12 protein-coding genes are annotated in these 13312 nt (G+C 62.2%); 4 read left to right on the top strand and 8 right to left on the bottom strand.

The window, feature by feature from the left end:
* Positions 1-53: 53 nt before the first annotated feature.
* The gene (locus NKI67_RS01570) at positions 54-1022 is read left to right on the top strand and encodes a GlxA family transcriptional regulator (RefSeq protein WP_352644173.1); all 969 of its coding nucleotides are present in this window, start codon (positions 54-56) and stop codon (positions 1020-1022) included.
* A 78-nt stretch (positions 1023-1100) separates the two neighbouring features.
* Here the strand turns inward: NKI67_RS01570 and apnL are convergent, their stop codons facing one another.
* From apnL to NKI67_RS01535, 7 genes are all read right to left on the bottom strand, one after another.
* Positions 1101-3008 (bottom strand): D-apionate lactonase, encoded by a 1908-nt coding sequence (gene apnL / locus NKI67_RS01565; RefSeq protein ID WP_352644171.1) that lies wholly within the window; start codon positions 3006-3008, stop codon positions 1101-1103.
* Positions 3005-4039 (bottom strand): Gfo/Idh/MocA family protein, encoded by a 1035-nt coding sequence (locus NKI67_RS01560; protein ID WP_023675479.1) that lies wholly within the window; start codon positions 4037-4039, stop codon positions 3005-3007. Before NKI67_RS01560 ends, apnL begins: the two co-directional genes overlap by 4 nt.
* Position 4040: 1 nt before the next feature.
* Entirely contained in the window at positions 4041-5105 is a 1065-nt protein-coding gene (locus tag NKI67_RS01555) for an ABC transporter permease (RefSeq protein ID WP_023675478.1), read from the bottom strand.
* Complete coding sequence (locus NKI67_RS01550; RefSeq protein WP_023675477.1) at positions 5102-6646, bottom strand: sugar ABC transporter ATP-binding protein; 1545 nt, start codon at positions 6644-6646, stop codon at positions 5102-5104. Before NKI67_RS01550 ends, NKI67_RS01555 begins: the two co-directional genes overlap by 4 nt.
* The gene (locus NKI67_RS01545; protein WP_352644168.1) at positions 6643-7296 is read right to left on the bottom strand and encodes a DUF2291 family protein; all 654 of its coding nucleotides are present in this window, start codon (positions 7294-7296) and stop codon (positions 6643-6645) included. Before NKI67_RS01545 ends, NKI67_RS01550 begins: the two co-directional genes overlap by 4 nt.
* Before the next feature lie 113 nt (positions 7297-7409).
* Positions 7410-8351 carry a D-ribose ABC transporter substrate-binding protein gene (locus NKI67_RS01540; protein ID WP_023675475.1) on the bottom strand — a complete coding sequence of 314 codons (942 nt, stop codon included), beginning with the start codon at positions 8349-8351 and terminating at the stop codon, positions 7410-7412.
* Between the two features lie 265 nt (positions 8352-8616).
* Positions 8617-9444, bottom strand: coding sequence for a phosphogluconate dehydrogenase C-terminal domain-containing protein (locus NKI67_RS01535; RefSeq protein WP_352568083.1), 828 nt, complete (start codon positions 9442-9444; stop codon positions 8617-8619).
* A 341-nt stretch (positions 9445-9785) separates the two neighbouring features.
* Here NKI67_RS01535 and NKI67_RS01530 point away from each other — a divergent pair, with 341 nt between their 5' ends.
* From NKI67_RS01530 to NKI67_RS01520, 3 genes are all read left to right on the top strand, one after another.
* Positions 9786-10460: a DUF2161 domain-containing phosphodiesterase gene (locus NKI67_RS01530; protein ID WP_352620454.1), complete on the top strand. Its 675-nt coding sequence runs from the start codon at positions 9786-9788 to the stop codon at positions 10458-10460.
* A gap of 147 nt (positions 10461-10607) precedes the next feature.
* The gene (locus NKI67_RS01525) at positions 10608-11033 is read left to right on the top strand and encodes a hypothetical protein (RefSeq protein ID WP_023675471.1); all 426 of its coding nucleotides are present in this window, start codon (positions 10608-10610) and stop codon (positions 11031-11033) included.
* 66 nt (positions 11034-11099) lie between these two features.
* On the top strand, positions 11100-12290 hold the full coding sequence (locus NKI67_RS01520) for an NADH-quinone oxidoreductase subunit D (RefSeq protein ID WP_352568086.1): 1191 nt from the start codon (positions 11100-11102) through the stop codon (positions 12288-12290).
* Between the two features lie 286 nt (positions 12291-12576).
* Here NKI67_RS01520 and NKI67_RS01515 read toward each other — a convergent pair whose 3' ends face one another.
* Positions 12577-13008 (bottom strand): hypothetical protein, encoded by a 432-nt coding sequence (locus tag NKI67_RS01515; protein WP_023675469.1) that lies wholly within the window; start codon positions 13006-13008, stop codon positions 12577-12579.
* Positions 13009-13312 lie beyond the last annotated feature (304 nt).

Raw genomic sequence — 13312 nt, 5'->3', positions numbered from 1 at the left:
CAAAGACTATGCTAGATTTGCCAATCGGCGAGAACGACACCGGGAGAACCGCAATGGCTGACAGGAGCCTCCACGTCGTGATCTGGCTGCCGTCGAATTTCTATTCGGCCGTCGTCTCGACGCTCGTGGAAATGTTTCAGCTTGTGAATGACGTCTGCCGTTCACAGGTTCTCTCCTGTGAGTTCGTTTCAAGGGGCGCGCCGTCGGCATCAACCACAGGAATTTTCTTCCCGACGAAGGCTCAACCATCCCGGAAAATGGATGTCCTGATTCTCATTGCGATGCCGGGTGTCGAGATTCCGGAGCTTCTGCGCTCGCTCGACGAGGAGAGTGAACATTCAAAACCGCTGATCGCGCTCGCGCAACAGCAGGACGCAATCATCGCAGCACATTGCGGCGCGTGTTATCTGCTCGCCAATTCGGGATTATTGGACGGTAAACGCGCAACGATATCCTGGTGGCTGAAAGCCGAGGCAAGCCGCCGGTTTCCGCAAGTGCGATGGGACGCTTCCCGCCTGCTCATTCGCCAGGACCGCCTTTACACATGCGGAGGCGGGTTTTCCGGACTCGAACTCGCCAGGGCTTTGCTGATCGATCTGGGCTTCTCGAAGGAGGAGCGGATCATTCGAAAACTTCTGGTTCTTCCTCCGCCGCGCAAATTCCAGAGTCCCTACGAATTTTCCCTCGACGAAATTTCGAACGAGGCCAGCCCATTCGAGAACAAGCTGCGCGAGCTCTCGAAAGACAAGATGTCGGAAATCGATCTGAAATTTCTCGCAACTGAATTGGGCATGTCTTCGCGAACCCTGTCTCGCAGATTTTTCGACGAACTCCAGACAACGCCGGGAAAATGGATCCAGGAACGGCGGCTGGAGTTGGCAAAATCCATGCTTGAGGAAACGAAACTGAGTGTTTCAGAAATTTGCTATCGCGTCGGATATCAGGACGTCGCCTCGTTCAGCCGTCTTTTTTCCAAGACAACTGGAATGGCACCAGGCGAGTTTCGAAAGCAAATCCGGTGACAAGTCGGCAACGGAAGTGCTGCGGCTACGGGCAACCGCCGCGGAAGTGCGGCTATCCATGAGCCTCGGCAAATGACTTCAGCCGATCCGGACGATTGCATAGGGTGTCATCACAAGATGGTCCCGGACCGACGTATCTCGCGGAATCTTGCGCGATATTCGTCCATCCCAGATCTTCAGAGGACCCCGATCGGAGCCGAGCCCGGAAACATCGACTGGAACGTCGTCCGAGGTAAGGTTCGCCAGCCAGACGATGATCTTGCCTGTCTGGGAGCGGCCGGCCAGTGCCAGCACCCGCGTCTCATCGGTCGTTGTCGCCGCCACATGCGCATGGCCGGCCAGATCGCAAAGTCCTTTCACCGCGTGGAAAATCGGCCGGGGTGCACCTTCTTCGACAGGTTCGCCCGACGAGGCCAGTACGCCGAACGGTCCGGTGAAGCTGCAGAGCGTGAGCATTTCGAGCCCGGCCGGCGCAACGCGCGCGGCATAGCCGATCGTCCACGCGGCCCCGAACAGCCCGGCATGGCGAGGGTCGCGGTCGGCCATGGCAATGCGCTGATTGTCGGGATTGGCCTTGGTCGCGCCGCCATAAGGGTTCTGGCGCATGGCAATGGTCGACGGCCCGATCCGATAAGGTATTGTTCCGAAGATCGTTCGTACTGACGCCGTGATGAAAGGCAGTGCCCCCAGCGATTGCATGACGCTGAGATCGTCGGCGGCGTGCACGATCGGGCAGGTGCAATGCGTGACGAAATCGAGCGGGTCAGCCGGCACACGCTTGCGATTGAGTTCGGTGAAATAACTGAACATGCCGCCACCGAGGCTGGTGTCGGGAAAGGCGCGCCGCGCCGCGGCATAGACGTCTTCGAGCGGTGGGCATTGCGGCCATGCGCTGCCCGGCGGCGTCGACTGCCGGTCGACCGAGGGCGAGACGGCAATGGCCGAAAGCTTGAGCCCGGCCTGGCGCACCATGTCGGCGACGCCTGAAAGCTCGGCGTCGAGATCGCCGTCGCCGGCAATGACACATTCGAGCGTTGTCCGGACCGGATAGGCGGCGGCGAGCTGGGCGTAAGCCCGCAAGGCGTCGAGCCCATGGCCACGCGTCGGGTCGTAATGGAACATCAATTGCTGCGGACCAAGCTCGGACAGCATCGGCAGCTTGCCCAGCGCCGCCTCGACCTCATCCGGATAGACGATCACGCCGATATCCGGCAGCGCCGGTCCGGCTTTGCCGAGCGTGACGCGAATTGGTTCGACGGTTGCCGCAGCCGCCGGCAGTTTCCCGCGACCCTCTATCCGCAAGCTGATGGTCTGGCGGAAGGTCTTGCCGGCGGGCAGCACATAGGGCCATGGCAGCGCGAGCGGCCGGACATAGGTCTTGTAGGAGGCATCCGACCAGTTGCGCTGGTCCTCCATCTCGAAAGTATCGCCTTGCATACGGCATTCGGCGGTGACGCCCGGCCGGACCTCATGGGTGATCGCCCGCAGATCCTTGAAAGGCTGCCAGGCATCGATCAGCTCTGGAAGCCGCGTCGCGACCACGCTGCCATCGGTATGCTCGACTGTGACCGGGCTGCCGGCCAGGCCGGCAATCGGATGCAGGATGCAGAAGCCGCAGCGATTGGTCTCGAAATCGTTGTCGGGAAGAGCGCTCACGTCGAAGATCAGCTGGCCATCAGCCGAGCCCTTGATGGTCGCACGGAAGTCGAGCCGGCTTCCCTCTGGTCCGAAACAACCTGCCGAATAGCTGACGAAGAAAGCGTCATCGCCCTGGTCGATGATTAAATCGGTGAGCGTCGGCTCGTAGGTGCCCCAGTCGCGATCCCTGACGATGTAGGCGATGGCACGCAGAACTTCGGTGTCGCCGTGGCGGATGCTGCGCAGATTGCCGTTGACGAAGTCCGCCGTCAGCGCGCCGGCGCGCAGCCTGACCGGTTCGGCTTCAACGGCACGTGTGCCGTAGAGGAGGAAGGCGTCGGCTGTCATTTCAGCAAGGCGTCGAGTTGCACCGGCTCCCGGCTTGCGGCGCCGGCATAGGCTGCCTCGACCAGCGCTAATGTCTTGAGGTTGTCCGCGCCCGAGGTCGCGGGCTCGGTTCCGTTGGTCAGGCAATCGACCCAGTGCTTTTGAATGGCGACGACGCTTTCCTGGATGTTGTGCCACGGCCGTGATGCCCAGGCCAGCAGCGGTGGCGAGACGTCGCTCACGGCTGTCCCGCTCCTGCCGGTGACGGTGAGCCGGTAGCCCTGCGCCAGCCGGATCGTGCCGTCGCTGCCGTCGATCTCGATCAGCGTCTCCGGAAACGGCTCGGTAGCGAGCTTGCTCGCGTAGCTGCAGTCGACCACGGAAGTGGCGCCGCTCGTGTGGTCCATCAGCATCGTCGCAACGTCCTCGCCGGCAATGCCGGGATTGATGCGCGCCGTTCGCGCAGTGACGGTCGAGACGTCGCCCAGCAGGAAGCGGGCGATGTCGAGGATGTGGATACCCAGATCCTCGATGATGAAGCGCTTTCCCGTCGCCAGATAAGGCTGGCCAGAAAACACGTCATAGGCAGAGCGGAACGAGATCCGTCCGAAAAAGGGGGGGCCGATTTCGCCGCTGTCGAGCACGGTACGCACCGCCTGGATCGGCGACTGCCAGCGAAAATTCTCATGCACCATCAGCGGCACGCCGGCGTCAGCACAGGCCTTTACCATCGCCTTGGCGTCGGCAAGCGTCGGCGCAAACGGTTTTTGGCAGATTGCCGGAACGCCGTGCTGCGCCGCCATCTCCACGAGCATTCTGTGGCTTGGTGCGGTGGTGGCGATGTCGACGAAATCCAGCCTTTCGCCGGCAAACAGCGCTGCCGCGTCGGTATAGCGCCGCGCGACCCCGAACTGGTCGCCGACGATCCGCAGCCGGTCCGGATCACGGTCGCAGATGGCGGCGATCGAGGCGCCCTCTATGTCGCGCCAGGCATGCAACTGGTTGACGGCAAAGAAGCCGCAGCCGATCAGCGCTCCACGCAGTTCCGCCATGTCAGCCGGCCTTTGCCATCTGCATCAGCGTGACACGGCTCTGCAGCCGGCGCTGTGCCTGGTCGACGACGACGGCGACGATGATGACGAGGCCCTTGATCACCATCTGCCAGAACGAGCTCACTCCCATCATCACCAGCCCGTCCGAAAGGATGCCGATGACGAAGGCGCCGACAATGGTACCGCCGATGGTACCGCGACCGCCCGACATCGAGGTGCCGCCGAGCACCGCCGCGGCAATGGCGTTCAGCTCGAAGCTCTCGCCGGTCGCCGGATGCGACGCCATCAGCTCGGACGAGATGATCAGCCCGACGATCGCCGCGCAGAAGCCGGAGAACATGTAGACGAACATCTTCACCATATTGACGCGGACGCCCGAAATCCGCGCCGCCCGTTCGTTGCCGCCGACCGCGAAGATGTGGCGGCCGAGCGGGGTGTATTTGGCGAGATAGGCCGCCCCTAGCGCAACGACGAGCAGAATCCAGAGCGCGACCGGCAGGCCGAGCAACCGGCCGGCGCCGAGAAAGCCGAATCCGGTGGTGCCGAGCTCCGGCTTGCCGACGAGATTGGGGAAAGTACGGCCGTCCGACGACAGCAGCGCCAGGCCGCGTGCGACATAGAGCACGCCGAGCGTGGCAATGAAAGGCGCAACGTTAAGCCTGGTGATCAGCAAGCCATTGACGGCGCCGATCAATATGCCGACGGCAAGCGTGATCAGCGCGATCTCGAAGACGTTGAAATAGATGGTGTAGCCGACCTGCAGGTCGATGCCGTTGAGCACGAGGTAGCCGGCCACCATGCCGCACAGGCCGACGATCGAGCCGACCGACAGGTCGATGCCGCCGGTGATGATGACGAAGGTCATGCCCATTGCGAGGAATGCGTTCAGCGCCACGTGCTTCGACATCAGGATAAGATTGGCGGCCGATAGGAAATTGGGGGCGGCTATCGAGAAGAATAACAGCACGGCGATCAGCGCGATGAACGTCCTCGCCTTCATCAGCGTCAGCAGGACCGAGCCGCCCGACATGGAGTTGACCGCCGCCTTGGCTGGGATGTCAGTCATGCGCCTTGCTCTCCGTGCGGGACCGGTCCGTGGCCGAAGGCCGAGGCAGCGACGAGCGCGGCCTCCGTCGCCTCTGCGCGATCGAACATGCCGGTCAATTTTCCATTGCTCATCACTGCGATACGGTCGGACAACGCCATCACTTCGTCGAGATCGGAGGTGGCAAACAGAATCCCCAGGCCGTCGCGCGACAGCTTGCGCATGGTGCGGAACACGTCGGCCTTGGCGCCGACGTCGATGCCGCGGCTGGGCTCGTCCATCAACAGCACCTTCGGGCCGGTGAGCAGCGCCTTGCCGATCACCACCTTCTGCTGGTTGCCGCCTGACAGCGACGAGACTTCCTGCGCCGGATCGGCGACCTTGATGGCCAGTTCGCGCACCGTCTGGGTCACCGCCTGTCGTTCGGCGGCACCACGAATGTGGAACAGGCGCACGAACCGCGACAGGCTGGCCAGCGTCAGATTGCTGGCGACGGAGAGGATCGACACCAGCCCTTCGCGCTGGCGGTCTTCGGGGATCAGCGCCAGGCCGCGCCGGATGCGCCGCGTCGTGTCGCGCTCGTGCACTTTTTTGCCGGCAATGAATATCGCGCCCGTCGAATGGCCGTGGCGGCCCATGATGCAGTCGAACAGCTCGCTGCGTCCGGCGCCCATCAGGCCATAGATGCCGAGGATTTCGCCGGTGCGTAGCGATAGCGAGACGTGATCGACCGCAAGCCCGCCGGTGACGCGCGGCAGGCAGATGTCCTCGGCGCGGAATATTTCCTCGCCCGGCACATGGCCGTCGGCCTTGGCGAAGTCCTTGGCGTCCGAGCCGATCATCTGCCGCACGATCCACTGGGTGTCGACGTCTTTCATCTCCGCCTGGCCGGTGATGCGCCCGTCGCGCAGCACCGTGATGGTGTCGCCGATGCGGATCAGTTCCTCGAGCCGGTGCGAGATGTAGACGATTGCCACGCCGCGTGCCTTGAGGTCGGCAATCACCTTGAACAGGATCTCGACTTCCGCCGCGCTGAGCGCCGAGGTCGGTTCATCCATGATCAGGATGCGCGCATCGAGCGAAACCGCCTTGGCGATCTCGACCAGCTGCTGCTGGCCGATGCGCAGATCCTCGACCAGCATGTCGGGCCGGATGCCGGCTTCCAGGCGTTCAAGGAACTCCGCCGCGCGGCGCTCCTGCTCCTTGCGGTCGATCTTGCGGAAGCGGTTGGTGATCTCGCGGGTGGCGAAAATATTTTCGGCGACAGTCAGATTGCCGAACAGATTCAGCTCCTGGAAAACCATGCCGATGCCGCGGCTCACGGCATCACCGGAAGACGAGAATGAAACCTCCTCGCCGTCCAGAAGGATGCGCCCGAGCGTCGGTTGCTCGACGCCGGCGATGATCTTCATCAGCGTCGATTTGCCGGCTCCGTTTTCGCCGACCAGCACGTTGACCGCGCCTTTGCGCACCTCGAAATTCGCCCGCTTGACCGCGACGGTGCCGGAATAGACTTTCGAGACGTCCTCCAGCTTCAGGATGACATCTTGATCGCCGGTCATGGCTTCGGCCCGATCTTTGCCTCCGCCGGCGTCACCAGAGGCAGGTCCTGGCCACTGCCCGGCGTATAGGCGCCAAGTACCTCGACGCTGCGGCCCTCGAGTGCCTCGCGCGGCAGCTTGGAAAGCACGGTCTTGTCGGCATAGGCGTTGAAAGCCTTGCCGAACTGGGCGAAGTCGATCTGGTTGGTGAAATCGTTGAACTGGATGAAGTCGAGGCTGTCGCGCAGCGCGGTTCCGCGCATGGCGGGTCCGATCTGCACCCGCGCGTCCGCCTTGCCGTCGCCGTCGGCATCGATGTCCATCGTCGCCGCGCGTGACTGTGTATTGGCTGCCACGACCTTGCCCTCGAGCCGAACGGCGAAGGTCCATGGCGAATTCGCCTGCTTCTTCGGGTTGCCGTATTTGGCGCCGGCAGCGGCGGGATCGGTCTTGGCCAAGGTGTGAACGTCGGCAAACGGCCCGGCCTTCTGCTGCAGATAGGGTATGACTTTCGCCGCCCAGATGTCCTCGACCATCTTGTCGGGATTGAATGCGGAGCCAGTGCCGCCGTTTTCCGCCGACGGCGTCGGCAGGATCTTGCAGCCGGTCAGGCTGACTATAGCTGCAAGGAACGACGCGACAAGGATCGGCCGGGTCAGCGTGTTGAACATGTCGGCTCGTTCGGCATGGCAGTCAGGAGCACCCAAAGAAATGGAAGCAAGGGCGAAATGGAAGCAAGGGACGAACCGGAGGCTCGTCCCTTGCTGCTTGATGTTACGCCGGCTCAGTTGGTGAGCGCGAACGTCTCCAGCTTGGCGGCATTGTCGCCATTGACCAGGACGCAGTCCATCAGCTGCTTTTCCTCGGCCGGAGACTTCTTGTTCTTGATGAAGTCGTTGGCCTGCTCGACCGCCATCTGCGCCTGCGCGAAGGCCGGCTGCAGGACTGTCGCCTTGATGCCGCCGGAGGTGATCGAGTCGCGCACGTCGTTCGACCCGTCGAAGCCGACGACGATGACGTCCTTGCGGCCGGCAGCGGCAAGTGCCGCATAAGCGCCCATCGCCATCGTGTCGTTGCCGGAGATCACGCCCTTGATATCGGGATTGGCCTGGAGGATCGATTCCATCTTTGAATAGGCCTCGGTCTGGCTCCAATTGGCCGACTGCTGCGCCACCATCTTCAGGTCCGGATAGTCGTCGATGACGTCGTGGTAACCCTTGGAGCGGATGCCGGCATTGGTGTCGGATTCCTTGCCGACGAGCTCGACGAAATTACCCTTCTCGCCCATCAGCTTGACGAATTCCTGTGCGCCGAGCTGGGCGCCCTGATAATTGTTGGAGACGATCTGCGCGACGGCAACGCCGGTGGCATTGATCTCGCGATCGATCAGGAAGGAAGGAACGCCCGCGTCCTTGGCCTTCTGCACCGCGGCGACAGTCGCGTCGGCGCCGGCATTGTCGAGGATGATCGCCTTGGCGCCGCGGCCAATCGCCGTGTCGATCAATTCGGACTGCTTGTTGGCGTCGTCGTCATGGACGAGCACCAACGCCTCGTAACCGAGTTCCTTGGCCTTGGCCTCCGCGCCGACAGCTTCCGCCTTGAAGAACGGATTGTCATGCGAGGGCGTGATGATGGCGATCAAATCCGCCGCATAGGCGGGTGCGGCGGTGCCAAGCGCCAGCATGCCGGCAAAAGCCGCAAGCGTCATTCTGCGTGTCAGTTTCATGTATTCCTCCCGTTGAAAATCCGTGCCTTATCCCAAGGCTATATGCATTCGATTTCGTTAGCCGGCCGTAGGCGGCGGGTCGCGTCAGATTCACAAGCCCTTGGCCGGCTTCACCTCGACGGATCGCTCCCCCTATCCTCCACTCATCCAGCGCCTGATCCTGCTGCGAAGCTTGACGGTCCGATCCATCGAACAGCTAAGCCAACTGGTATAATGAGTCAATGACAATTTCAGGTGACATGTTCCGGAGAACGCGTCGCTGCCCTCAAGTGATGCGCTGAATGCTCGCGGCAATCTCCTCCGGCTCGAACACCCGCTTCCAGTCGTCGCGCATCAGCACCGGCTTGCCGAACTCTATCGCCTTGTTGCAGGCGTCGGAGAACACGCCTTTGGTCTCGCCGAAGATGACGGCGCCAAGCACGTTCATATGGCCAAGCAGGAAGTCGAGCGCCGCCTGCTTGTCGACCCCGCGCGCCACCACCTCGTCAACGGCCTCCTTCATGACGACGAGCAGCGAAGCGCATACCGTTTCCGAAAGGCCGGGCTCGAGCAGCGCCATCTGATCGACCGTGACGCGATGCGAGCGCATGACCGGCGCCCAGATGATTTTTGCGATCGCCTCACCCTTGGCGAAATCCTCCTCCGGTCCCTGCATCAAGGCGCTGACCATATGCTGCTTGGCCTTGACGCCGCCGAAATAGTCCTTCTTGGCCGCCATGTCGGTCTCGTCGTTGAAGATCGGCGGATGGCAGGGGTGGGTGACGAAATAGGTCAGGTCCGGCCGCTTCGGCAGGTGGCCGGCGAAAGGTGCTGCGGCGTCGAGCACGACGACCATGGTGCCTGACGCAAGCTTGCTCTCGATACTCGCCGCGACCTTGCCGATATGCGTGTCCGGAACCGCCAGGATCACCACATCGGCGCCATCAAGCGCCTCATCGGCGCTGACGGCATCGATGCCGAGGCCCGACTTAAGCCGCTCGCGGCCGGCGTCGCTGACCTCGACATGGCGTATCGTATAGGGAGATCCGCGAAAATTGGTCGACAGACGGTAACCCATTTTGCCGCCCGCACCAAACAGCGCAATCGTTGTCATGTGTCCGTTACTCCTGAATTCCAACGACGGCCCTGCCGATCGTCATCCCATTGACTAGTGTGCACATTGCCGCCGGTTGGCGGATTAGAGAACGCAGGGGAGCTGCCGCTCAAATGACGATGCCATGGACGATGTCTCGGGCGCCCGGATGTCCAGCACAGCGCAGCTACGCGGAGCATGCTACCTTAGGTACACATTATACCAGCATACCAAATTGGCAAGCGGCCATGGCACGGCTCTGACCGCTTGCTCGGCCGTCGTTTACCTCCTGTTCAACGGCAAGGAGCGATAATCGCGCTGAACCGCCGATCGGCGGGATGATTCGCAGCCGACAAAGGCCCATGCTCGAAACGTCACTCTACAACCCGGTCAAGGCCTTCCTCGAAGGCCTGGGATTTATAGTCAAGGGCGAGATCGGCGGCTGCGATCTGCTGGCGCTGAGTGCCGACTCTCCACCGATCGTCGTCATCTGCGAGCTGAAGCTGAAGTTCAATCTCGAGCTCATCCTCCAGGGCATCGACCGTATGGCGGCGAGCGACGAGGTCTGGCTAGCGGCATGCATGTCGGCCCGTGGCAAGGGCCGTGAGAGCGATGTGAGATACCGCAATCTCTGCCGTCGGCTCGGCTTTGGCCTGCTTGGCGTGCGACCGAACGGCGAGGTTCAGGTGCTGCTCAGCCCGACGGCATTGGCTCCGCGTCGCGATCCCCGGCGCCGCTCGAAGCTAATTGACGAACATCGGCGTCGGCAGGGCGATCCTGTCGCCGGCGGCGGCTCGCGTGCGCCGATCATGACCGCTTATCGCCAGCAGGCGCTGGCATGCGCCGCAGCCCTCGCCGACGGCCCAAAGCGGCCGCGTGACTTGAAGCCCAACCTGCCGAACGCGCCTAAGATCCTGCTGCACAATGTGTATCGCTGGTTCGCGCGCACCGATCGCGGGATCTACGAACTGACCGCTCAGGGCCGTGAGGCGTTGCAGCGCTGGCCGCAGCCCGATCGCAGCCACACCGCTGCCTGAGACAGGCAACGCCGGATTTCGCGCCCTGCTTTCCGCGACAATCACGGCTTTCGGCAAGACATCACCTCGGTCACGGAACCATATTTCGACACGATGGTTTTGTCGTCACCGAATTGATCGTCCGCTGAGCAAACGGAAGGAACGGCCATGCGCCTATCGACGACAATTGCCACACTTTCGGCACTGGCCCTTGCCTCGCCGGTCTATGCGCAATCCGTGGGACCAGAGCTTGCTCCTGTCCCGCCGACGGCCCCGCAAACCCTGCCGGAGCAAGCCACGCCCGAAGGGACCACTCCCGACCAGACTACACCTGACCAAGCCTTCTCCGCCCAGAATTTCACTGCAGTGACAATCGTGGCGATGGAGGATCTGCCTCCTGACATCAAGGCACAGGCGGAGGCCGTCGTCACCCAGACCAGCGCCGAGGATTTGCGCATCCTGCAAAGTTCGATCGACGCATCGCCGCAGGCGGCATCGGCGCTGGCGGCGAACGGGCTTAATTCCACGCAGGTCGTCGCAGCCAATATCGACGGCGACGGCACGCTGACGCTGATCATCCAGACGACGACGTGAGCGGCTGAAAGCGGACAAGCCGGCTCCGGCACGGAAACGAAGGCCGCCCGATCGCGGAGGACTGTCATGGCCGAGGCTGCAGTTCGCAACTTCACCATCAATTTCGGGCCACAACATCCCTCCGCTCACGGTGTCCTGCGGCTGGTGCTCGAACTCGACGGCGAGATCGTGGAACGCGCCGATCCCCACATCGGCCTGCTGCATCGCGGCACCGAAAAGCTCATCGAGTACAAGAACTACCTGCAGGCCTTGCCCTATTTCGACCGGCTCGACTACGTCGCGCCGATGAACCAGGAGCATGCATTCTGTCTCGCCGCCGAGAAGCTCCTCGAAATATCGGTTCCGAAACGCGGACAGCTCATCCGCGTGCTTTTCTGCGAAGTAGGCCGGCTGTTATCGCACCTCCTCAACGTCACCACGCAAGCCATGGACATCGGCGCGCTGACGCCGCCGCTCTGGGGTTTCGCCGAGCGCGAGAAGCTGATGGTCTTTTATGAGCGCGCGTCCGGCGCCCGCATGCACGCGAATTATTTCAGGGTCGGCGGCGTGCATCAGGATCTGCCGCCGGAACTCCTCGACGACATCTGGAAGTTCTGCGATCCGTTCCTCAAGGTCTGCGACAATCTCGAAGAGCTGTTGACCGAGAACCGCATTTTCAAGCAGCGCAATGTCGATGTCGGCGTGATCGGCCTCGACGATGCCTGGGCCTGGGGCTTTTCCGGCGTGATGGTGCGCGGATCGGGCGCGTCCTGGGACCTGCGCAAGGCGCAGCCATACGAATGCTATTCGGAGATGGATTTCGATATCCCGGTCGGCAAGCATGGCGACTGCTACGACCGCTATCTCGTCCGCATGGAGGAAATGCGCCAGTCGGTCCGGATCATGCGGCAATGTCTGGAAAAGTTGCGCTCACCCGAAGGCCAGGGACCGGTCGCGATCCCGAACCGCAAGATCACGCCGCCGCCGCGTGCCACGATGAAGCGCTCGATGGAAGCGACGATCCACCACTTCAAACTTTATACCGAAGGCATTCGCGTGCCGAGCGGCGAAGTCTATGCCGCCGTCGAGGCGCCGAAGGGTGAATTCGGCGTCTACCTCGTGTCGGACGGGGGCAACGTTCCCTACCGATGCAAGATCCGCGCACCTTCCTTCGCCCACCTGCAAGCGATGGATTTCCTGTCCCGAGGCCATATGATCGCCGATGTTGCCGCGATCATCGGCTCGCTCGACATCGTGTTCGGAGAAATCGATCGCTAGTTTAGCCAGGTCGCAGGATCTTCCCCGATCGCAGGATCATTCGTCGTTAGTAGCCGCGCAGGCAGGCCTGGACGGCGCTCGACCGCCGGTCAGACGAAGGCCCTCACCTGCGGCGGGCCAGCTCAAATTCTCACATCAAAGACGGACGCATGGCCGCGACAAGGCGCAGCCAAGCGTCGAGGAGTTTCACAATCTGCGCGGCCCGACGGGGCACGAGCCCTTCCAAGTTCGGAAGCGCTCTCCACGGCGCGGAAAGAACGCGTGTTCCGCCGTTCCTCGTACCGCCTCAATGCACGATCAAGCCCTTCATCCAGGCAACAAATCTGTTGCCGCGAACTATCCCGCGCACCCTGGCAGCGGCCCATCTCGCTTGCATCGTAGCGCCGACATGGCAATGGCAGACGATTTGGTGCAACTGCCGGTCGCTCAGTTCGAAGAAGCGCTTTGCCTCACCATAGGTATCATCGCTGAGACCCATGGCACGCAGAACCGGATCCTCGAAGGCGACAGTGAGCGGCGTCCCAGCGCCACGCGATCTGTCACGCGCTTCCCTGTTCATATATTCGGTGCCTGGAAGCGCCCCAAGGCATCGCGTCGGGTTTTGTTCGAGAAGTTCCGCCCAACGTTCAATCCGCTGGGTTCGAGTCATCGCCGGATACGCCGCGAAGGACTCAACTTCCGCGACGGCCTGCAGTTGGTCGAGTGTTTGATGTTTCATGGTCGGCTCCTGTCGACAGGTGAATTCGCCCACGCCTACATGAGCAATTATCGCGCCATGGAGCGCTGACAAGGCCGGACCGTCGCAACATGAGGCGTACGGATCACCTGCCCGGTGAAGCGGCGCTCGAATTCCGACGCGCCCCCGCCTGTGTTCGATGTCGACCCGTTAACCGAACCCGTTTCCGGACAGGAACTTTTGCGGAAGCTTGCCGTTTGGCTTTGCGTCCGCTTCGGCGGCTGCAATATCAGTCTTGAAAGCAATTCCGTTGGACACGAAGCCTCAACGCGTCGAACAAGACGTC

It is taken from the genome of Mesorhizobium sp. M0408, from assembly GCF_040321495.1.
In the GTDB taxonomy this organism is placed as follows: Bacteria; Pseudomonadota; Alphaproteobacteria; order Rhizobiales; family Rhizobiaceae; genus Mesorhizobium.
The sequence above is the reverse complement of the archived record's forward strand: the minus strand, read 5'-3'. Positions and strand labels throughout refer to the sequence as shown.